Consider the following 20,229-nt stretch of genomic DNA (forward strand, 5'->3'; position numbering starts at 1 on the left):
GGAGGCCACGATGGACCTGATGGTGGAGGACCGCCGGGACGAGGCCGACGGCGTCGTGTCCCTGACGCTGGTCCGCGCCCGAGGCGGTGAGCTCCCGCCCTGGACACCGGGTGCGCACGTCGACCTCCGCCTCGCCGACGGGCTCGTGCGCCAGTACTCGCTGTGCTCCGATCCCGCCGACCGGACCCGCTGGCGCATCGGGGTACGGCGCGAGCCCGACGGCCGCGGTGGGTCCCGGCACGTGTTCGACAAGCTCCACGGCGGCGACATCGTCGACGTCGGGGACCCCCGCAACCACTTCGAGCTGGTGGCGGCGGCGCACTACGTGTTCGTCGCCGGGGGCATCGGGATCACCCCGCTGCTGCCGATGATCGACCGGGCCGAGCGGGCCGGAGCCGGGTGGTCGCTGCTCTACGGCGGGCGCAGCCGGTCCTCGATGGCCTTCGCCGACGAGCTGGCCCGCTACGGCGACCGGGTCGTGATCGCCCCGCAGGACGAGGTCGGCCTGCCCGACCTCGCGACCCCGCTCGACGGCGCCCCGCACGGCACCCTCGTCTACGCCTGCGGCCCGGAGGCACTGCTCGACGCCCTCGCCGCACGGACTGCGGCGTGGGCGGCCGGGAGCCTGCACGTCGAACGCTTCGCCCCGAGGACGTCCGCACCCGCCGGCCGGGACGGGACCTTCGAGGTCGAGTTCGTCGCCAGCGGGGTCACCGCCGTCGTGGGGCCGGACCGCAGCGTCCTCGACGTCGCGGAGGAGGCCGGGATCCGTGCCGACTGGTCCTGCCGGGAGGGGACCTGCGGAACGTGCGAGGCCGGGCTGCTCGGCGGCCGCGCCGAGCACCGGGACTCCGTGCTCGACGACGACGAACGCGCCGCCCAGGACTGCATGATGATCTGCGTCTCGCGCGCCGAGCAGGGCTGCCCGGCGTTGCGGATCGACCTGTGACCGCCCACCACCGGAGCCGGTTCCACGTCCGGGCCGCCGAGGAGCCGGTCGTCGACCAGGGCGACCCCTCCGACAGCACCTGGGTCGCCGCCGGCGGTGACCCGCGCGACCGGGGCAGGCTCGTCGAGCTGGTGTCCGAACAGCTGGTCGGTTCCGAACGGCTGATGGTCGGCCTGGCCTGGCTCGGCCCCGGTGAGCGGCACCTGCTGCACCACCACCCGCACGCCGACGAGTGGTACTACGTCATCGCGGGGGCCGCGCGGTTCACCGTCGGCGACGAGACCGTCCGGGGCGAGCCCGGCTCGGCCCTCTGGATCCCCGCCCACGCCCCGCACGGCATCCACAACGACACCGGCGGGACGCTGGAGTTCCTCTGGGGGTTCGACCGGCCCCGCCTGGACTCGGTCGGCATCGTCTGGGACGAGTAGCGCGACCCCTCACTGCCCGCGGCCGGTGGCCTCCTGCAGCTCGTCGATCCGGCGGGACGCCGCGGCCTTGCTGAGCCCGTCGAGCTCGGAGGTCCCGTGGCCGGCCTCCTGCAGCAGCGTCTCCAGGTACGAGCGCTGCGGCCCCGTCATCGGCTCGTCGCCGGTCGTCCAGTCGCCCGGGTCCTTCTCGGCGGTGCCCGGTTCGGTGTCGTCGGTCGTGTGGTCGTTCGTCATGGGATCGAACGTATCTTCGATGTGCGCTCCCCGCGCGGTGGACACCCGCCGGCACCGTCATCGCGTCGCACGGCAGGTCCGTGGGCCCCGCGATCGCTAGGCTCCCCGTGTGCCGCTCGACGAGTACCGCCGCAGGCGCGACCCGCGGCGCACCCCGGAGCCGGTGCCCGACGGCGACCCGGAGTCCGGTGGCGACGACCGGTTCGTCATCCAGGAGCACCACGCCACCGCGCTGCACTGGGACCTCCGGCTGGAGCGTGGCGGGGTGCTCGCGTCCTGGGCGGTGCCGAAGGGCCTGCCCGAGGACAGCGAGACCGTCCGGATGGCCGTGCGCACCGAGGACCATCCGCTGGAGTACCTCGACTTCCACGGGGACATCCCGCGCGGCGAGTACGGCGGCGGGCACATGACGGTCTGGGACTCCGGCCGTTACGACACCGAGAAGTGGAACGACAACGAGGTCGCCGTCGTGCTGCACGGCGAGCGCGCCCGCGGCCGGTTCGTCCTGCTGCACCGGGACGGCGGGCAGGGGGCCGGCCGGGCGGACCGGTGGCTGCTGCGCCGCACCCGCGACCAGGCCGCCGGTTCCGCGCCGGCCGGGGCGCCGCTCCCCCACGACCCCGTCGCCGCGGTGCCGACGGCGGCCCGCCGGCTGCCCACCGGGGACGGCTGGCGCGTCCGCCCCGTCTTCGGCGGCCGCCGGATGCTGGTCCGCAGCGACGGTGGCCGGCTCACGCTGCGCCCGATCGGCGACGACGGCTCCCCCGGCGACCCGGTCGACACCCCGGCGGCCCTCCGGGACCTCGGCCCGGAGCTCGGCGCGGGCGGGCACCTGCTCGACGCCGAGCTGACCGGCCGCGGCGAGCTGTGGATCGCCGACGTCCTGCACACCGGCGGCCGCGACGTCCGTGCGCTGCCCCTCGACGAGCGCCGGGCACTGCTGGAGGCGCTCCCCCTCGACGGGCCGCACCGCAGGCCCGTCCCGCTGTACCCGAACGCGGGCGCGCGGCTGCTCGACGCCGTCCGGCAGCAGGGCCTGCCGGGCGTCGTCGCCGTCCGGGAGGGGTCGCCCTACCCCGAGGGGCCGAGCGACGACTGGCGGGAGGTGCCGGTGACCGGGAGACGGGACACCACGCGCAGGAGCAGCGGGGCGGCGCACCGCGACGGCTACGGCCGCGCGTCGCTGACCAACCCGGACAAGGTGCTGTACCCGGCCACCGGCACGACGAAGGCCGAGGTCCTCGGGCACTACCTCGCCGTCGCCGAGGCGATGCTGCCGCACCTGGAGAGCCGCCCCGCCACGCTGAAGCGCTGGCCGGACGGGGTGGAGTCGTCGTCGTTCTTCGAGAAGAACGTGTCCCGGCACGCGCCGTCGTGGCTGCGCACGGCACGGGTCGGGACGCCCGGCGGCCGGTCCGAGTCGGCCGACTTCGCGGTGATCACCGATGCCGAGGGGCTGGCCTGGGCGGCGAACCTCGCGGCGCTGGAGCTGCACGTCCCGCAGTGGCGGCTCGGCCCGCGCGACGGCAGGCACCCACCGGACCGTGTCGTGTTCGACCTCGATCCCGGTGAGGGGACGACCGTCGTCGACTGCTGCCGCATCGCACTGCGGCTGCGCGCGCTGCTCGACGAGCACGGGCTGCCGGTGTACCCGTCGACGTCCGGCGGCAAGGGCATGCAGCTCTACCTGCCGGTGCGGGTCACGGAGCCCGAGCGCACCTCCGAGTTCGCCCGGGAGGTCGCCGAGCGGCTCGCCGCCGAGCACCCGCGGGAGACGATCGCGGTGATGACCCGCGCCCGTCGCCGGGGAAAGGTGTTCGTCGACTGGAGCCAGAACAACACGGCCAAGACGACGATCGCCTCGTACTCGCTGCGCGGGCGCGAGCGGCCGACCGTGGCCACCCCCGTCACCTGGGACGAGGTGGACGCCTGCCGCGAGGCCGGGGACCTGGTGTTCACCTGCGACGACCTGCCCGGCCGGCTGGACACCCACGGTGACCTGATGCGTCCCCTGCTGGACACCGAGGGTTTCCGGCTCCCCCGTGGTGGGGCGATCTTCGAGGTGCCAGGCTGACCGCCGTGCCGCACCCGTACCTCGACGGTCCGTACCCGCGCGCCTACGCCCACCGCGGCTGGCACCTCGGCGAGCTCGACGGCTGCGAGAACACGGTCGCCGCGTTCGTCGCCGCCGCCGACCACGGACTGCGCTACGTCGAGATGGACGTCCACGCCAGCGCCGACGGGGTGCCGTTCGTGCACCACGACCCGACCCTGGACCGCACCACCGGCACGACCGGGCGGATCGACGCACTGCCCGCCGCGAAGCTGGACACGGTCCGGGTGCGGGACCGGGAGCCGCTCCCGCGGCTCGCCGACGTCCTCGCCGCGCTGCCCGGCGTGCGGATCACGATCGAGCTGAAGTCCGACGACGTCGTCGGCCCCGCGCTGGCGGTGCTCGACGCGGCGGACGCCTGGGACCGGGTCTGCCTCGGCTCGTTCGACGACCGCCGCCTCGCACGCGCCCGGTCGCAGGCCGGCCCGAGGCTCTGCACCTCGATGGGGCAGCGGGCGGTGACCGGGCTGCGCGCCCGCGCCTGGGGTGTCCCGGGCCTGCTGCTCCCGGGGATCGGCGGAGAGTTCGCGCAGGTGCCGACCCATTTCGGGCCGATCCCGGTCGCGTCCGACCGCCGGTTCGTCGCGGCGGCCCACCGCAGCGGCCACGAGGTGCACGTGTGGACGGTCGACGAGCCGGCGGAGATGCACCGGCTGCTCGACCTCGGTGTCGACGGGCTGCTGTCCGACCGCCCGGACCTGCTGCTGCAGGTGCTCGGCGAGCGCGCCGGGTCTGCGTGATCGCACGGAGGCCGGCCCCGGTGTCCGCCGATACCCTCGCCCGGTGACCGCAGCAGTACTGCCCGAGACCGGGCCCCGCCGATCCCGCGTGTGGGCCTGAGGGCTCTGGGACTGGGGCTCGTCGGGCTTCCAGCACATCGCCCTGACCTTCGTGTTCTCGGTCTACCTGACCGACGCCGTCGGTGCCGGCCTGCCGGGCCCGGTCTCCGCGAACAGCTGGCTCGCCTGGTCCACCGCCGCAGCCGGCGTCCTCATCGCGCTGATGGCGCCGGTGATCGGGCAGAGCGCCGACCGCGCCGGGCACCGGCTGCGGTCCACCGGGATCTGGACGGCGCTCGTCGTGCTGTCGATGGTCGCGATGTTCGCCGTCCGCGACGACTGGTCGTACCTGTGGCTGGGCCTGCTGCTGCTCGGCCTGGCGTCGATCTTCGCGGAGCTGGCGTACGTCTCGTACTACGCGCTGATGGCCCAGGTCTCGACCCCGGCGACGGTCGGGCGGGTGTCGGGGTTCGGCTGGGCGCTCGGCTACGTCGGCGGGATCGTCCTGCTGCTGCTGGTCTACATGTGCTTCCTGTCCGGCGACGGCGGCCTGCTCGGCGTGCCCACCGACGGCGGGTTCGACGTCCGGATCTCGGTACTCGTCGCCGCGGTCTGGTTCGCGGTCTTCGCGGTCCCGATGTTCCTGCTGCTCCCCGAGACGCGGCCCGCGTCGCCCGGGTCACCACGGCTGGGCGTGGCCGGCTCCTACCGCCGGCTCGTCACCGACCTGGTCGCCCTCTACCGGTCGAGCCCGCACACCGTGTACTTCCTGGGCGCCAGCGCGCTCTACCGCGACGGGCTCAACGCGATCTTCGCCTTCGGCGGCGTACTGGCCGTGACCGTGTACGGGCTCGACCCGGGCCAGGTGCTGATCTTCGGTGTCGCGATCAACGTGGTGGCCGCGCTCGGCGCGCTCGCCGGTGGCCGGCTCGACGACCGGATCGGCCCGAAGGCGGTCGTCGCGGGCTCGCTCGCGGGTCTCACCGTGGTCGGCGTCGTACTGCTGTTCGTGTCCGGCCCGACCATGTTCTGGATCTTCGGGCTCGTGCTGGGGGTGTTCGTCGGACCGGCCCAGGCGTCGTCCCGGTCGTACCTGCTGCGGATGTGCCCGGAGAGCCGGGAGGGGCAGCTGTTCGGGCTCTACGCGACCACCGGGCGGGCCGTCTCGTTCCTCGCCCCGGCGCTGATCGGTCTGTTCACCTACCTGTTCGGCTCCGACCGGGCCGGCACGATCGGCATCGTCGTCGTGCTCCTGGCCGGGTTCCTCGCGCTGCTGCCGGTCCGCTCCCCGGCCCGTGCACAGGCACGATCGGGCACGTGAACACTCGTCGACCCTGGTGTGAGTGCCATCATACATGGCTGACACGTCACATCAGCGTGTGTAACGGGCTCCGGTAGGGAACACTGGCCCATCGGGCGCAGAGAGGGTTACCCCCGGGTAAGATCCGGGGTGATCCGCCTGCCCCGCCGCCGGAATAGCGTAGTGCCACGAACGTTACACCCGGTGGCGGCGACGTAACCGTCGAGGTGCCGCCGCCTCGACAGATCGCAAGGAGGGTGACGACGCATGGCCGACCGCGTTCTGCGTGGCAGCCGGCTCGGGGCTGTCAGCTACGAGACCGACCGCAACCACGACCTGGCGCCGCGGCAGATGGTCCGGTATGTGTCCGAGTCCGGTCACGAGTTCGAGGTGCCGTTCGCGAACGACGCCGAGGCTCCGGCGACCTGGGAGTCGCCCCAGGGCGGCGTCGGGCGCCGGGTCGACGGTGTCGAGCCCGAGCAGAAGAAGCAGAAGCCCCCGCGTACCCACTGGGACATGCTTCTCGAGCGGCGTTCCATCGCCGAGCTGGAGGAGCTGCTCAACGAGCGGCTGGAGCTTCTGCGCGAGCGGCGCGCCGAGATCGCCTGAGCTCGGAGCACAGTCGTACGGAGCCCGGACCCCCGCGGGGGTCCGGGCTCCGTCGTGTCCGGGGCATGATGGCGGCGATGAGCGATCACAGCAGCAGCGCCACCCGCCCCGGCGGAGCCGGCCGTCCCGTGCGGGATGTCCGGGACCTGGCCGACGACCACGTCCGCCGCCTCGCCCGCCTCGACCCGATCCTCGCCGGGGACCTGGGGTACACCGAGCGGCAGGACGAGCTGCCCGACCTCTCCCCCGACGGGACCGCCGCCGTCGCCGCCGCCTGCCGGGACACCCTGGACCGGCTCGCCGCGCTCCCCGACCCGGCCGACCCCGACGAGCGGCGCTGCGCCCGGCTGCTGACCGAGCGGCTCGGCGCCCAGATCGACCACGCCGCGTCCGGCGAGCCGCTGCGCGTGGTCCAGGAGCTGTTCGGGCCGCTCGCCACGATCCGGACCGCCTTCACGCTCATGCCCGTCGACGACGAGGCCGGCTGGGCCACCGTCGCCGCCCGGATGGCGGCGGTGCCCGCCGCGATGGAGCAGTACCGGGCCTCGCTGGCCGAGGGCCGCCGTCAGGGACTGCTGGCGGCGCCCCGGCAGGTCGCCCGGGTCGCGGAGCAGATCGAGTCCTGGAACGCCGACGCCGGCGGGCGGGGCTGGTTCGCGGGGTTCGCCGGGCAGGCCGAGGTCGGCCCGGGGGTGCGCGCCGACCTGGACCGGGGCGCGGCGCAGGCGTCGGAGGCGCTCGCCGGCCTGCGGGACTGGCTGCGGGAGGAGTACCTGCCCGCGGCGGAGGGCACCCCGGACGGCGTCGGCGCCGACCGGTACCGGATCGCGTCCCGCTTCTGGAACGGCGCCGACATCGACCCCGGCGAGGTGTACGCCTGGGGCTGGTCGGAGTTCCGCAGGCTGCGCGACGAGATGGCCGCCGAGGCGGACCGGATCGTCCCGGGCGGCACCACCCGCGAGGCGATGGCCTTCCTCGACTCCGACGGCGGCGCCAGCGGTGTCGTCGAGGGTGGCGAGGCCGCCCGGGCACACCTGCAGAAGATCATGGACGACACGATCGCGGAGCTCGACGGCACGCACTTCGACCTGTCGGGCCGGATCCGCGACGTCGAGTCCCGCCTCGCACCGGCGGGCAGCGCAGCGGCGCCGTACTACACGCCGCCGTCGCTGGACTTCTCCCGGCCGGGCCGGACCTGGCTCCCCGCCACGCCCGACGACCGCTACCCGATGTGGGACCTGATCAGCACCTGGTACCACGAGGGCGTCCCGGGGCACCACCTCCAGCTGGCGTCCTGGGCGCTGCGGTCCTCCGAGCTGTCGACGTTCCAGACGTCGCTGGTGGGCGCGGTCAGCGCGGACGTCGAGGGATGGGCGCTCTACGCCGAGCTGCTGATGGACGAGCTGGGCCACCACACCGACCCGGGCTCACGGCTCGGCTACCTCAACGGCCAGATGCTGCGCGCGGTCCGCGTGGTGATCGACCTCGGGATGCACCTGTCGCTGCCGGTCCCGGACGACTCCCCGGTCGGCGCGGGCCTGACCTGGACCCCGGAGCTGGGACGGGAGTTCTTCGGGATGCACGTCGGCGGCGGCGACGCACTGGCCGACTCGGAGCTGCTGCGCTACCTGGGCGGGCCGGGCCAGGCGATCGGCTACAAGCTGGGCGAGCGTGCCTGGCTGACCGGCCGCGAGCGTGCCCGCGAGGCGCACCGGGCCCGTGGCGAGACCTTCGACCTGGCCGCCTGGCACGCCGCCGCGCTGGCGCAGGGCACCCTCGGCCTCGACGACCTGGTCCCCGAGCTGGCGGAGCTCCCCGCGCGGTCGTGAGCCCCGGTGCCCCGGGGGCGTCCGCTCAGGAGCGGGCGCCCTCGGCGACCGGGCCGGCCGGTTCCTGCGGGAGGTCGCGGCCCAGGCGGTGCGACAGACCCCAGCAGGTCACCCGCCAGAGCGCCTCGGCGACGATCGCGCCGTTCATCTTCGACGCGCCGCGCTGCCGCTCGGTGAACGTGATCGGCACCTCCTGGACGCGGAAGCCCGCCCGGACGGCGCGCCAGGCCATGTCGACCTGGAAGCAGTAGCCCTGGGACGCCACCGAGTCGAGGTGCAGCTGCTCCAGAACGGAGCGCCGGTAGACGCGGTAGCCGCCGGTGATGTCGCGGATCGGGACGCCGAGGGCGAGCCGCGAGTAGAGGTTCCCGCCGCGGGACAGCGCCGCGCGGTGCCACGGCCAGTTCACGACGCGGCCACCGGTCACGTACCGGGAGCCGAGGACGACGTCGGCGTCGCCCAGCGCGGCCAGCAGGGCGGGCAGGTCCTCGGGGGCGTGCGAGCCGTCGGCGTCCATCTCCACGACGACCTGGTGCTCGCCGGTCAGGGCGTGCCGGAACCCGTCGAGGTAGGCGGCACCGAGGCCGTCCTTGCCGGCCCGGTGCAGGACACGCACCCGCTCGTCGGCCGAGGCGAGCTCGTCGGCCAGCTCACCGGTGCCGTCCGGGCTGGCGTCGTCGACGACGAGGACGTCGGCCGCCGGGACCGCCGCGTGCAGCCGCGCGACCGCGGGACCGAGGTTCTCCCGCTCCTCGTAGGTCGGCACGACGACCAGCACCGGGCCCGGTGGTTCAGCCATCCTCGTCCTTCCCCGCCCGCGCGCGCCGATCCGACGGCTCCGCCGACCCTACTGCCTCGCCCCGTTCCCGCCGCACCGCCACGCATGCGGCACCGGCGGCGAGGAGGCCGATCACGGTCAGCGTCCACTCCGGTCCGGAGCGCAGCCGTGCGGACAGCGTAGTCGTCGTGCGCAGCTCGATGCGATCGACCAGGACTCCGGGGACGAACTGGCCCGTCCGGGCCGTGACGGCACCCTGCGGTGTGATCATCCCGGACACCCCGCTGGTGGTCGCCACGACGACCGGCCGGTCGAACTCCACGGCGCGGACCCGGGACATCGCCATCTGCTGGTAGGTCATCTCGGAGAAGCCGAAGGTCGCGTTGTTGCTGGGGACGGCGAGCAGCTGCGCGCCGGCGTCGACGGCGTCGCCGAACGCGTCGTCGAAGGCGATCTCCCAGCAGATCGCGACGGCGGTGGGGACCCCGGCCAGGTCCACCAGGCCGTCACCGCCGCCCGGGACGAAGTAGCCCGCCCGGTCCACGTAGGACGAGAAGAGGCGGAAGAAGGACCGCCACGGCATGTACTCGCCGAACGGCTGGATGCGCCGCTTGTCCTGCCGGTCGACGACGCCGGTGCCCGCCTCCCACACGAGCGCGGCGTTGCTCGTGGTCCGGCCCGGGTTGACCAGCACGGCCCCGACCATGATCGGGGCCCGGACCGCGCGGGCGGCCGCGTCGATCCGGGCGGCGGCGTCCGGGTTGCGCAGCGGGTCGATGTCGGAGGAGTTCTCCGGCCAGATCACCAGGTCCGGCTGCGGCTGCCGGCCGGCGGCGATCTCGGCGGCGAGGTTCTCGGTCTCGCGTGCGTGGTTGTCGAGCACGGCCCGGCGCTGGGCGTTGAAGTCCAGGCCGAGCCGGGGGACGTTCCCCTGGATCGCGGCGACGGTGACGGTGCGGGCGGGGGGCCCCGGCGAGGGCGGCACCAGCGCCGCGAGCGGTCCGGCCACCCCGACGAGCAGCAGCAGGACGACCGGCACGGCGACCGCCCGCAGCGCGCCCGCGCGGCCGTCACCGGCGGGACGGGGTGCCGGCAGGCCGGCGACCCGGCCCGCGACCGCGCGCCGGAGCAGCTCGGTGAGCGCGAGCCCGGCGAGCACGGTGGCGAACGACAGCAGCGGCACACCGCCGATCGCGGCCACCGGGAGCAGCGGGGACTCCGGCTGGGAGAACCCGACCCGGCCCCACGGGAACCCGCCGAACGGCACGCTGCCGCGCAGCAGCTCGCCCCCGACCCACACGGCCGCGGCCCACACCGGCCACAGCACGCCGAGCCGCCCGGGTACCCGCGACACCAGCGCCATCACCGCGCCGGTCAGGCCGAGGAACAGCGACTCGAACGCCGACAGCGCCAGCCACGGTGGGGTCTGCACCAGGGCGCCGACCCAGACGAGCAGCGGGAGCAGGAACCCGAGCCCGAACGCGAACCCGGCCAGGAACCCGCGGCCGGGGCGGGCGTCCCGCAGCAGCAGGCCGAGCACGGCGAACGCCGGCACCGCCAGCCACCACAGGCCGTCGCGCGGGGGGAAGGACAGGTAGAGCAGCACCCCGGCGGCGGCCGCGACGGCGGCGACGGCACCGGAGGCGAGCCGCCGCCGGCGGCGGCTCACTGCGGGGTCACCGGCCACCGGGCCGGGAGCTGGGGGCACGCGCACGGACGCCACACCGAGGAGGGTACGACCGCGACCGTGAGCCCCCGGTGACCGGATCGATCACCGGGGTCCGCTCAGCGGGCGCCGGCGAGCAGGTGGGCGTTGCCGAGGGCGTCGAGGACGCCCGGTGCGGCGGGGGCACCGTCGCGTTCCCCGCGCAGGAACCACTCGTAGCCGTAGGCGGCGGCGAAGCCGTCCCCCGGGACACCGGCCGGGTCGATCTGGCTGGCGTGCGCCAGCATCGCGTCCCGCTTGACGGCGAGCTCGGCGGCGGTCCCGGCGACCGCGACCGCGATCTCGGCGGTGACCCGGCCGAACGGCACGCCCGCGGCCCGGGCGGCGCCGTGGACGAGGTGCCCGTCCCGGGCCGAGACGGCGAGGTGCTCCCGGTCCACGGTCATCCGGTAGCCGGTCGCGCCGGTGAGCGCGACGGCCACGGCGCCGGCGGCGTGCGCGGCGCGGTGGTCGGGGTGGCCGTAGATGCCGGCGTCGTCGTCGTGCACGACGGTGCCGGCGCCCTCGGCGTCGACGAGTTCGGCCACGGTGCGTCCGAGGACGACCGGGTCGGCGCCGGCGAGGGCGTGCGGGTGCGCGGTGCCGGGCCCGCCGGGCAGACCGGAGTCGCGGTGCCCGAGCAGGACGAGCCGGGACACGCCCAGCAGCGCGGCGGCGTCCTCCAGCTCGCGGCGGCGCCGCGCGGTGACGGTCTCCCCGTCGGCCAGCGGCAGCCGGGAGCCGCCCAGGTCGCCGCCGGTCGCCATGACCAGCACGATCCGGGCGCCGGCGTCGGCGAGCCGGCGCAGGGTGAGCCCGGTGAAGATCGACTCGTCGTCGGGGTGGGCGTGCAGCGCCACGACGGTCTCGCCGGAGAGGTCGGGGGTGTGCGCACCGTTCAGGGGTGCGGGGTGGTGCAGGGGCACGGTGTGATCGCTTCGCGTGCGGGGCCGGTGACGGCCGGGCGGGACGGGACCGGTGCCGGACGCGGAGGCGGGGGACGTCAGCGTCGCGGGCACGGACCCGGACGACAGCAGCACGCGACGACGCGCACGGAGGTGCGCGCGGCGGCGGTCGTCGGGTCGATCACGCGGCCATCATGGCAGCACGGTGCCGCGGAGGCGACGGCGGGGCGTGCGAGAGCGCCCACAGGCACCCCGGCGGCGACGGGCGGCACACGCCCGTCCACCGCCGGGGCGGACCGGTCGGTCAGTACTGCGCCTTCGGCATGATGATCCACAGGATGATGTAGATCACGAACTGCGGGCCGGGCAGCAGGCAGGACAGGACGAACAGCAGCCGGACCGTGCCGCGGCCCAGGCCGAACCGGTCGGCGAGGCCCGCGCAGACCCCGGCGATCACCGTGCCGTTGCGCGGCCGGACGAGACTGCGGGACTGCGGCATGTTCAACGGACGCTCCTTCGGATGTGGGTGCGTGTACCCCTCACAGGGTGGCAGTTCCGGGGCCGGCCGCGCTCGGGGATCACCCGGGGACCACCCCGGGGATCACCCCCGGAGGACGACGAGGTCGCGCGGGTTGTTGTTGAGCCGCTCCGCGCCGCCCGCGGTGACGACGACGATGTCCTCGATGCGCGCACCCCACTGCCCGGCCTGGTAGATGCCGGGCTCGATCGAGAACGCCATGCCCTCCTGCAGGACCAGGTCGTTCCCGTCGACGATGTAGGGCTCCTCGTGCACGTCGAGCCCGATCCCGTGCCCGGTGCGGTGGATGAAGTGCTCACCGTGGCCGGCGGCGGCGATGTGCTCGCGCGCGGCCCGGTCGATGTCGGCGGCGGTCGCGCCCGGCTTCACCGCGGCGACGGCGCGCTCCTGCGCCTCCTGCAGCACCGCGTAGGTCCTCGCGACCTCCGGGGCGGGCTCGCCGCCCACCGCGTAGGTGCGGGTGCAGTCGGAGTTGTAGCCACCGGGCAGCGGGCCGCCGATGTCGATGACGACGACGTCGCCCGGCTCGATCACCCGGTCCGAGACGTCGTGGTGCGGGCTGGCGCCGTTGGGACCGGACCCGACGATGACGAACGCGGCCTCGGTGTGTCCCTCGGCGAGGATCGCCGCGGTGACGTCGGCGCCCACCTCGGCCTCGGTGCGGCCGGGACGCAGCCACTCGCCCATCCGGGCGTGCACCCGGTCGATCGCGGCGCCGGCGTCGCGCAGGCGCGCGATCTCCCCGGTGTCCTTGCACATCCGGAGCTCGCGCAGCACCGAGCCGGCGAGCACCTGGGGGACGTCGGGGAAGGCGTTGCGCAGGCCGAGGACGTGGCGGGCGGCCATGTCGTCGTCGACTGACATCCGGGTCGGGCCCCCGGCGAGGTCGCTGACCAGCAGGTAGGGGTCCTCGCCGTCGGTCCAGGTGACGAGGTCGATGCCCAGCGCCTCGAGCGGCACACCGGCGAAGCCGGGCGCCTCCAGCGCGGGGACGACGAGCGCGGGCGGCGCACGGTGCCCGGCGGCCGGGACGACGAGGCAGGTCAGTCGCTCGTGCGAGGACCCGTCGAACCCGGTCAGGTACCGCAGGTCGGTGCCGGGGGTCAGGAAGAGCACGTCGGTACCCTGGTCGGCGGCGTGCTCACCCGCCCGGCGCAGCCGGTCGGCGAGCAGCTCGGTGGGGACGGCGTCGGTCATGGGCGTGAGCGTATGCGGGTACGCGGGGTGTGCGACCGCCGCCCGGCCCAGCGCGCGTCCCCCGGCCGGACCAGCGCCGACGGCTGTTCGCGGGCGGGCCCGCGGTCACTCCGCGTCGAGCGCGTCCGGGTGGGCGGTCACGGTCCCCGCCAGCTCGACGAGCTTCACGTTCAGGTCCTGGGAGGTGCGGCGGAGCACGTCGAAGGCCTCGTCGGCGGTCATGCCCGGCGGGCCATGAGGATGCCCTTGGCCTGCCCGATGAGGTCCCGCGACTCGATCGCACGCCGCATCTGGGCCTCCTGCAGACCCGCGGCGGAGACCGCCGCGCAGGTGGCGAGCGCCAGGGACGGGTGCGTGGACAGCAGCAGCATCCGGTCCTGGTCGGCGGGCGTGAAGGCGCCGGGCAGCCGGGGCGGGGCGATGTCCGGGATCAGCGAGGTCGCCAGGACCGACAGGTAGCCGTGCTCGACCGCGGCCGCGGCGAACTCGGGCCAGCGGCCGTCGGTGCGCAGGTCCGCGGCGACGGCGAGCGCCGGGCCCTCGGCGCGGGCGGACTCCACGCAGGGGCCGCGGCCGCTGCGGTACTGGGCCTGGTCGATCGCGGACGCGGCCGGGCCGGTCTCGACCGGGGTGTGGAAGTGACCGTCGTCCTCGCGGAGCGTGACGCTCACGAGGTCGGCGCCCGGGACCACCCGGTGGACCGACTCGACGACCCGGGCGAGCACGTCGCCGACGGTGCCGGACACGAGCAGTGCGCGGGTCAGCTCGGCGAACTCGCGGGCCAGCGGGCCGGTCGCGGCGAGGCCGTCCTCCGCGTGCCCGTCGCGGCCCTGGGCGACGACGAACCGGGCACGGTCCTCCGTCCACTCCTGCTCGCCCTCGCCGACCGGGACCCCGTGCGTGTGCTCCACCGGCACCACGATGCACCGGTCAGGCGGTGTCGCGTCGCGCCACCGGCCGTGAGTGACAGACTCGACGCCCATGAGCGACCGCCCGCTGTTGTTGCTGGACTCCGCGAGCATGTACTTCCGCGCGTACTTCGGGGTCCCGGAGAGCATCACCGCCCCGGACGGAACACCGGTCAACGCGGTCCGCGGGTTCACCGACATGATCTCGCGCCTGGTCACGGAGCAGCGGCCGTCCCGGCTGGTGGCGTGCCTGGACCTGGACTGGCGGCCGGCGTTCCGGGTGGCGGCACTGCCCTCGTACAAGGCGCACCGGGTGGTGGCGGCGCGGGCGGCCGACGAGGTCCCGGCCGGCGTCCCGGAGGAGGTTCCCGACACCCTCGGCCCCCAGGTGCCGGTGATCATGGAGGTGCTGGCGGCGGCGGGGATCTGCACCGCCGGCGCCGACGGGCACGAGGCCGACGACGTCATCGGCACCCTCGCCGACCGGGAGACCGCCGACCCGGTGCTGGCCGTGTCCGGGGACCGGGACCTCATGCAGATCGTCCGCGACCCGGGCGACGGCCGCCCGCGGGTCCGGCTGCTCTACATCGGCCGGGGCCTGAACAAGGCCGAGGACCTGGGGCCGGACGAGGTCGCCGCCAAGTACGACCTGCCCCGGGACCGGGCCGGCGCCGCGTACGCCGAGATGGCGATGCTGCGCGGCGACCCCTCCGACGGGCTGCCCGGTGTCCCCGGTGTCGGCGCGAAGACGGCGGCGACCCTGGTCGGGCGGTTCGGGTCGTGGGCGGAGCTGCTGGCGGCCGTCACCGACGGCGACCCCCGGCTCGCGGCCGGGCCTCGGGCGAAGATGACGGCGGCGCGGGACTACCTCGACGTCGTCGAACCGGTGGTGCGGGTGGTCACCGACGCCCCGGTGCGGATGAGCATCGACGACACCGCGCTGCCTGCCGAGCCGGTGGACCCGGCGCGGCTCGACGAGCTCGCGGAGCGGTGGGGGCTCGAGTCGTCGGTGGCGCGCCTGCGGAAGGCGCTGGCGGCCGCCGCGTCCTGACCGGTGCGAGGATCGGGGCCGTGACGTGCCCCGACCACCAGCCACCACAGCAGCCGAGCCGGGCCCACGACGACGCCGTGGCCCGCGAGACCGCGCGGCGGGCCGCGGCCGCCGAGCCCATCACCTCCCCGCACGACGGGGCGCCCGCCCCGGCCCGCGCCCGGGTCACGGCGGCGGTCGACGAGCTCGCCGGGGACCTGCGGGACCTCTCGCACGACCTGCACGCGCACCCGGAGACCACGTTCACCGAGCACCGCTCGGCGGCCGCGCTCGCCGGCCTGCTCGCGCGGCACGGGATCACCGCCGAGGTCGGCGTGCACGGGCTGGAGACCGCGCTCCGCGCCCGCGCCGGGAACGGCCGCGGCCCGACCGTCGCCGTCCTCGCCGAGTACGACGCCCTGCCCGGCATCGGGCACGCCTGCGGGCACAACGTGATCGGCACGGCCGCGACCGGCGCGTTCCTCGCACTGGCCCGGCTGCTCGCGGGCCCGGACGCCCCGGACGGCACGGTGCTGCTGCTCGGGACACCCGCCGAGGAGGGTGGCGGCGGCAAGGAGACGATGGCCCGCGACGGCGCGTTCGACGGCGTCGACGCGGCGGTCATGCTGCACCCGTTCGCCCACGACATCGCCGACCACCCGTTCCTCGGCCGCCGCCAGCTCGAGGTGACCTACCACGGTGTCGCCGCGCACGCCGCCGCCCAGCCCCACATGGGGCGCAACGCGCTCGACGCCGTCGTCATGGGCTACCAGGGCGTCGCGATGCTGCGCCAGCACCTCCCCGGCACCGACCGGGTGCACGGGATCGTCGTCGACGGCGGGCAGGCGCCGAACGTCGTCCCGGAGCGGGCGGCGGCGCGCTACTACCTGCGCTCCCCCGACCCAGAGACGCTGCGGGACCTGACCGACCGGGTACAGGCGATCGCGGTCGCCGCGGCCGCGATGACCGGCTGCGGCTACACGCTCCAGTGGGACCCGAAGCCCGCCTACCTGCCGATCCGGCACAACCGGACCCTGGCCGCGCGCTGGGCGGTGCACCAGGAGGGGCGGGGACGGCGGGTGCTCCCCCGCGGGGTCGTCCCGGAGACCGAGACCGGCTCGACCGACCTCGGGAACGTGTCGCTGCGGGTGCCGTCGATCCATCCGATGATCGGGATCGCGGAGCCGGGGACGGCGCTGCACACCACCGGGTTCGCCGAGGCCGCGGGCGGGCCCGCCGGGGACCGGGCGGTGCTCGACGGCGCGGCCGGACTGGCGCTCGTCGTCGCCGACCTGCTCCACGACGACGGGTTGCGCGCCGCCGTCGCCGCCGAGTTCGCCGAGGCGGGCGGCCCGGTCGACGTGCCGTCGTACTTCGACGGCCCCTGAGCCCCGGGGCCTCGCGGCTCAGTCCGGGCGGCGGTTCCGCGGCGCGGCCCGGGTGTGGATCTTCTCCCCCTGCGGGCCGAACAGGCTCAGCAGCTCCACCGGGTGGTCGCGCTCGGCGGAGCCGAACCAGTGCGGGACGTGGGTGTCGAACTCGGCGGCCTCCCCGGGGCCGAGGACGACGTCGTGCCCGCCGAGGACCAGCCGCAGCCGGCCGTCGAGCACGTAGAGCCACTCGTAGCCCTCGTGCACCTGCGGTGCCGGCTCGTCGCCCCGCCACGGCACGATCATCTTGAACGCCTGCAGCCCGCCCGGCCGCTCGGTGAGCGGGACGACGGTGCTGCCGTGCACCCGGCGGGGCCGCAGCCGCACCCGAGGGTCCCCGACGGGCGGCGCGGCGACCAGCTCGTCGAGCGGGACCTGGTGGGCGGTGGCCAGCGGCAACAGGAGCTCCAGGGTCGGGCGGCGGCCACCGGACTCCAGCCTCGACAGCGTGCTCACCGAGATGCCGGTGGCCTCCGACAGGTCGGCCAGTGTCATGCCGCGCTCGCTGCGCAGGCCCGCCAGCCGGGGGCCCACACCGGCCAGGGTGTCCGCGATCGCCTCGTCCATGCGGTCAGTTTGCCACTCCGGCAACGATAGTTGCCAGTTTTCTCCGCGGGCGCGCACGCTCGACGGCATGAGCGACTACGACGTGATCGTCATCGGCGGCGGTGCCGCCGGCCTGTCCGCCGCGCTGATGCTGTCCCGGTCCCGCTGGCGGACCCTCGTCCTCGACGACGGGACCCCGCGCAACGCCCCGGCCGAGGGGGTGCACAACTGGCTCACCCGCGACGGCCTGCCGCCCGCGGAGATCGCCCGGATCGGGCGCGCCGAGGTCACCGGCTACGGCGGGGAGGTGCGCGACGCCCGCGCCGTCTCCGCGCGTGCGCTGCCCGATGGCGGGTTCGCCGTCGGCACCGCGGACGGACGCGAGGTCACCGGCCGCCGGCTGCTCGTCACGACCGGCCTCGCCGACGAGCTCCCGGCCGTCGACGGCCTGGCCGGCCACTGGGGCGGCCCGGTGTTCGCCTGCCCCTTCTGCCACGCCTGGGAGCACCGCGACACCCGGATCGGCGTGCTGTCCACCGGGCCGCACGACCTGATGAAGGCGCACATCGCGACCCGCTGGAGCAGCGACGTGACACTGTTCCTGCACACCGGCCCCGAACCCGGCGACGACCAGTGGGAGGCGTTCGCCGCCTGCGGGATCTCCGTCGTCGACGGGGAGGTGACGGCCGTCGAGGCCCCGGACGGCCGGCTCGCCGGGCTGCGGCTGACCTCGGGCGTCGTCGTGCCGGTCGACGCGCTGGCCGTCTCGCCGGGGGCGCGGGCCCGGGCCGGGTTCCTCGACGGGCTCGGCCTGACCGTGACCGAGCACCCGTCCGGGCTGGGCGACCACCTGCCCGCGGACCCGATGGGCGCCACCGCGGTCCCCGGAATCTTCGCGGCGGGCAACGTCACCGACCCGATGGCGACCGTCCCCGCGGCGGTCGCCGCCGGGGCCGCCGCGGCCGCGGGGATCACCCGGGACCTGCTGACCGCCGACATCGCCACGGCGGTGGAGGCGGCCCGGGAGCCCGCGTTCTCCGCGGGGGCCGAGCGGGAGTGCGCCGGCCGGGTGGCCGGTGATCGGGTGCACGGTCTCGCGCCCTGACGCTCAGGGCCGGGTCACCGCGTCGCCCCGCGGGGTGGCGACGGACGGCGGCGTGTGCGCCTCCGCGCGGGCGCGTTCGACCAGGTGCGGGTAGTGCAGGTCGAACGCCGGGCGCTCGGAACGGATCCGGGGCAGCTCGGTGAAGTTGTGGCGTGGCGGCGGGCAGGAGGTGGCCCACTCCAGGGAGTTGCCGAAGCCCCACGGGTCGTCGACGGTCACCACACGGCCGTGCCGGTAGCTCCGGAAGACGTTGTAGACGAACGGCAGCGTCGAGGCACCGAGCACGAACGCCCCGACCGAGGAGAGGGTGTTCAGGACGGTGAACCCGTCCGTCGGCAGGTAGTCCGCGTAGCGGCGCGGCATGCCCTCGTTCCCGAGCCAGTGCTGGACCAGGAACGTCAGGTGGAAGCCGATGAAGGTCAGCCAGAAGTGGATCCTGCCGAGGGTCTCGTCCATCATCCGGCCGGTCATCTTCGGGAACCAGAAGTAGATGCCGGCGTAGGTGGCGAAGACGATCGTCCCGAACAGCACGTAGTGGAAGTGGGCGACGACGAAGTAGGTGTCCGAGACCTGGAAGTCCACGGGCGGCATCGCGAGCAGGATGCCGGTCAGGCCGCCGAACAGGAACGTGATCAGGAAACCGGCGGCGAACAGCATCGGCGTCTCGAACGTCAGCTTCCCCCGCCACATGGTCCCGATCCAGTTGACGAACTTGATGCCGGTCGGGATCGCGATGAGGAACGTGGTGAAGGAGAAGAACGCCAGCAGCACCGCTCCGGTCGCGAACATGTGGTGCGCCCACACGACCACCGACAGGGCCGCGATCGCGACGTTGGCCATGACCATGCCCTTGTAGCCGAACAGCGGCTTGCGGGAGAACACCGGGACGACCTCGGAGATGATCCCGAAGAACGGCAGCGCGACGATGTAGACCTCGGGATGGCCGAAGAACCAGAACAGGTGCTGCCAGAGGACGACGCCGCCGTGGACCGGGTCGAACACGTGCGCCCCGAGGTGCCGGTCGGCCTCGAGCGCGAACAGTGCCGACGTCAGGATCGGGAACGCGATGAGGATCAGGATCGCGGTGACCAGGACGGCCCAGCACAGGATGGGCATCCGGAACATCGTCATGCCCGGACCGCGCATGGCCACGATCGTCGTGACGAAGTTGACCGCGCCCAGGATCGTGCCGAGCCCGGCCACGATCAGGCCGGTGGCCCACAGGTCCGCGCCGAGACCGGGCGAGTGGATCACGCCGGACAGCGGGGTGTAGGCGAACCAGCCGAAGTCGGCGGCGCCGCCGGGGCTCAGGAAACCGGCCACGACGATGATCCCGCCGAACAGGAACAGCCAGTAGGAGAACGCGTTCAGGCGCGGGAACGCGACGTCCGGGGCGCCGATCTGCAGCGGGACGATGTAGTTCGCGAAACCGAACAGGATCGGTGTCGCGTAGAGCAGCAGCATGATCGTGCCGTGCATGGTGAACAGCTGGTTGTACTGCTCGGTGGAGAGGAACTGCAGCTCGGGCCGCGCCAGCTCGGCGCGCATGAGCATCGCCATCGCCCCGCCCACCATGAAGAACGCGAACGACGTGACCAGGTACAGGATCGCGATGTCCTTGGGGTCGGTCGTGCTCAGCATCCTCGTCAGCGCCGATCCCTTGCCGGGGCGCCGCGGGGTCACCGTCGGGCTCGGCCTGCGCGGCACCGGGACGGGGACGATCGGGGTCATCGCGGACCTCCCGGCGATCCGGCGGGGCGCGGACGACGGGACCGGCAGCCGCGTCGTGCATCCGCCCTGGTGGGCGGGCGAGAGTACGCGCGTCCCGCCCGCCGCACACGTGCCG

General features: G+C 74.8%; 20 protein-coding genes. 10 read left to right on the forward strand and 10 right to left on the reverse strand.

Going from position 1 to position 20,229, the window contains the following annotated elements; genetic code table 11:
- The first annotated feature begins 10 nt into the window (after window positions 1–10).
- Window positions 11–949 (forward strand): PDR/VanB family oxidoreductase, encoded by a 939-nt coding sequence (locus Ae150APs1_RS02105; protein WP_075295414.1) that lies wholly within the window; start codon window positions 11–13, stop codon window positions 947–949.
- On the forward strand, window positions 946–1,377 hold the full coding sequence (locus Ae150APs1_RS02110; protein WP_075295416.1) for a cupin domain-containing protein: 432 nt from the start codon (window positions 946–948) through the stop codon (window positions 1,375–1,377). Before Ae150APs1_RS02105 ends, Ae150APs1_RS02110 begins: the two co-directional genes overlap by 4 nt.
- A 9-nt stretch (window positions 1,378–1,386) precedes the next feature.
- Here the strand turns inward: Ae150APs1_RS02110 and Ae150APs1_RS02115 are convergent, their stop codons facing one another.
- Window positions 1,387–1,611 (reverse strand): DUF3072 domain-containing protein, encoded by a 225-nt coding sequence (locus tag Ae150APs1_RS02115; protein WP_075295418.1) that lies wholly within the window; start codon window positions 1,609–1,611, stop codon window positions 1,387–1,389.
- A gap of 109 nt (window positions 1,612–1,720) precedes the next feature.
- Between Ae150APs1_RS02115 and ligD the strand changes: the two genes are divergently transcribed.
- The 5 genes from ligD to Ae150APs1_RS02145 all read left to right on the forward strand — a co-directional run bounded on the left by ligD (window position 1,721) and on the right by Ae150APs1_RS02145 (window position 8,241).
- Window positions 1,721–3,685, forward strand: a complete 1,965-nt coding sequence (ligD, locus tag Ae150APs1_RS34490) for a non-homologous end-joining DNA ligase (RefSeq protein ID WP_349289865.1) — start codon at window positions 1,721–1,723, stop codon at window positions 3,683–3,685.
- Between the two features lie 5 nt (window positions 3,686–3,690).
- Complete coding sequence (locus Ae150APs1_RS02130) at window positions 3,691–4,464, forward strand: glycerophosphodiester phosphodiesterase family protein (RefSeq protein WP_075295420.1); 774 nt, start codon at window positions 3,691–3,693, stop codon at window positions 4,462–4,464.
- Window positions 4,465–4,615: 151 nt separating this feature from the next.
- Entirely contained in the window at window positions 4,616–5,824 is a 1,209-nt protein-coding gene (locus tag Ae150APs1_RS02135; RefSeq protein ID WP_249266176.1) for an MFS transporter, read from the forward strand.
- A 246-nt stretch (window positions 5,825–6,070) separates the two neighbouring features.
- On the forward strand, window positions 6,071–6,412 hold the full coding sequence (locus Ae150APs1_RS02140; RefSeq protein ID WP_010243772.1) for an RNA polymerase-binding protein RbpA: 342 nt from the start codon (window positions 6,071–6,073) through the stop codon (window positions 6,410–6,412).
- Between the two features lie 77 nt (window positions 6,413–6,489).
- A complete protein-coding gene (locus Ae150APs1_RS02145; protein ID WP_075301579.1) occupies window positions 6,490–8,241 on the forward strand; it encodes a DUF885 domain-containing protein in 1,752 nt (583 codons plus the stop codon).
- 25 nt (window positions 8,242–8,266) lie between these two features.
- On the opposite strand, the gene Ae150APs1_RS02150 is transcribed toward Ae150APs1_RS02145, so the two are convergent.
- From Ae150APs1_RS02150 to Ae150APs1_RS02175, 7 genes are all read right to left on the reverse strand, one after another.
- Complete coding sequence (locus Ae150APs1_RS02150) at window positions 8,267–9,040, reverse strand: polyprenol monophosphomannose synthase (protein ID WP_033200745.1); 774 nt, start codon at window positions 9,038–9,040, stop codon at window positions 8,267–8,269.
- Window positions 9,033–10,742, reverse strand: coding sequence for an apolipoprotein N-acyltransferase (lnt, locus tag Ae150APs1_RS02155; protein WP_249266177.1), 1,710 nt, complete (start codon window positions 10,740–10,742; stop codon window positions 9,033–9,035). Before lnt ends, Ae150APs1_RS02150 begins: the two co-directional genes overlap by 8 nt.
- A gap of 62 nt (window positions 10,743–10,804) precedes the next feature.
- The gene (locus Ae150APs1_RS02160) at window positions 10,805–11,650 is read right to left on the reverse strand and encodes a PIG-L deacetylase family protein (RefSeq protein WP_060575952.1); all 846 of its coding nucleotides are present in this window, start codon (window positions 11,648–11,650) and stop codon (window positions 10,805–10,807) included.
- Window positions 11,651–11,933: 283 nt separating this feature from the next.
- A complete protein-coding gene (locus tag Ae150APs1_RS02165; protein WP_029239434.1) occupies window positions 11,934–12,134 on the reverse strand; it encodes a PspC domain-containing protein in 201 nt (66 codons plus the stop codon).
- Window positions 12,135–12,230: 96 nt separating this feature from the next.
- Complete coding sequence (locus Ae150APs1_RS02170) at window positions 12,231–13,364, reverse strand: Xaa-Pro peptidase family protein (RefSeq protein ID WP_060575951.1); 1,134 nt, start codon at window positions 13,362–13,364, stop codon at window positions 12,231–12,233.
- A gap of 105 nt (window positions 13,365–13,469) precedes the next feature.
- Window positions 13,470–13,586, reverse strand: a complete 117-nt coding sequence (locus tag Ae150APs1_RS34495; protein WP_349289866.1) for an ANTAR domain-containing protein — start codon at window positions 13,584–13,586, stop codon at window positions 13,470–13,472.
- Window positions 13,583–14,275 (reverse strand): ANTAR domain-containing protein, encoded by a 693-nt coding sequence (locus tag Ae150APs1_RS02175; RefSeq protein WP_349289867.1) that lies wholly within the window; start codon window positions 14,273–14,275, stop codon window positions 13,583–13,585. The genes Ae150APs1_RS34495 and Ae150APs1_RS02175 overlap by 4 nt, the downstream gene beginning before the upstream one ends.
- 70 nt (window positions 14,276–14,345) lie before the next feature.
- On the opposite strand from Ae150APs1_RS02175, the gene Ae150APs1_RS02180 reads away from it, so the two are divergent.
- Together Ae150APs1_RS02180 and Ae150APs1_RS02185 are read left to right on the forward strand one after the other, a co-directional pair.
- Window positions 14,346–15,323, forward strand: coding sequence for a 5'-3' exonuclease (locus Ae150APs1_RS02180; protein ID WP_075295424.1), 978 nt, complete (start codon window positions 14,346–14,348; stop codon window positions 15,321–15,323).
- Window positions 15,324–15,400: 77 nt separating this feature from the next.
- Entirely contained in the window at window positions 15,401–16,690 is a 1,290-nt protein-coding gene (locus Ae150APs1_RS02185) for a M20 family metallopeptidase (protein WP_249266525.1), read from the forward strand.
- Window positions 16,691–16,708: 18 nt separating this feature from the next.
- On the opposite strand, the gene Ae150APs1_RS02190 is transcribed toward Ae150APs1_RS02185, so the two are convergent.
- Window positions 16,709–17,299 (reverse strand): XRE family transcriptional regulator, encoded by a 591-nt coding sequence (locus tag Ae150APs1_RS02190; protein WP_010232023.1) that lies wholly within the window; start codon window positions 17,297–17,299, stop codon window positions 16,709–16,711.
- Window positions 17,300–17,366: 67 nt separating this feature from the next.
- On the opposite strand from Ae150APs1_RS02190, the gene Ae150APs1_RS02195 reads away from it, so the two are divergent.
- Window positions 17,367–18,383 carry an NAD(P)/FAD-dependent oxidoreductase gene (locus Ae150APs1_RS02195; RefSeq protein WP_075295426.1) on the forward strand — a complete coding sequence of 339 codons (1,017 nt, stop codon included), beginning with the start codon at window positions 17,367–17,369 and terminating at the stop codon, window positions 18,381–18,383.
- A 3-nt stretch (window positions 18,384–18,386) separates the two neighbouring features.
- Here Ae150APs1_RS02195 and ctaD read toward each other — a convergent pair whose 3' ends face one another.
- Entirely contained in the window at window positions 18,387–20,114 is a 1,728-nt protein-coding gene (gene ctaD, locus Ae150APs1_RS02200; protein WP_075295427.1) for a cytochrome c oxidase subunit I, read from the reverse strand.
- Between the last annotated feature and the right edge of the window lie 115 nt (window positions 20,115–20,229).

Source organism: Pseudonocardia sp. Ae150A_Ps1 (genome assembly GCF_001932315.1).
Lineage (GTDB): Bacteria > Actinomycetota > Actinomycetes > Mycobacteriales > Pseudonocardiaceae > Pseudonocardia.

Bases quoted from the DNA above. Each gene is read 5' to 3' on its own strand.
- Ae150APs1_RS02190 (WP_010232023.1), bottom strand. From the start codon at position 17,299: ATGGACGAGGCGATCGCGGACACCCTGGCCGGTGTGGGCCCCCGGCTG.
- Ae150APs1_RS02170 (WP_060575951.1), bottom strand. From the start codon at position 13,364: ATGACCGACGCCGTCCCCACCGAGCTGCTCGCCGACCGGCTGCGCCGG.
- Ae150APs1_RS02140 (WP_010243772.1), top strand. From the start codon at position 6,071: ATGGCCGACCGCGTTCTGCGTGGCAGCCGGCTCGGGGCTGTCAGCTAC.
- Ae150APs1_RS02195 (WP_075295426.1), top strand. From the start codon at position 17,367: ATGAGCGACTACGACGTGATCGTCATCGGCGGCGGTGCCGCCGGCCTG.
- Ae150APs1_RS34495 (WP_349289866.1), bottom strand. From the start codon at position 13,586: ATGACCGCCGACGAGGCCTTCGACGTGCTCCGCCGCACCTCCCAGGAC.
- Ae150APs1_RS02150 (WP_033200745.1), bottom strand. From the start codon at position 9,040: ATGGCTGAACCACCGGGCCCGGTGCTGGTCGTCGTGCCGACCTACGAG.
- Ae150APs1_RS02180 (WP_075295424.1), top strand. From the start codon at position 14,346: ATGAGCGACCGCCCGCTGTTGTTGCTGGACTCCGCGAGCATGTACTTC.
- ctaD (WP_075295427.1), bottom strand. From the start codon at position 20,114: ATGACCCCGATCGTCCCCGTCCCGGTGCCGCGCAGGCCGAGCCCGACG.
- Ae150APs1_RS02115 (WP_075295418.1), bottom strand. From the start codon at position 1,611: ATGACGAACGACCACACGACCGACGACACCGAACCGGGCACCGCCGAG.
- Ae150APs1_RS02105 (WP_075295414.1), top strand. From the start codon at position 11: ATGGACCTGATGGTGGAGGACCGCCGGGACGAGGCCGACGGCGTCGTG.
- Ae150APs1_RS02145 (WP_075301579.1), top strand. From the start codon at position 6,490: ATGAGCGATCACAGCAGCAGCGCCACCCGCCCCGGCGGAGCCGGCCGT.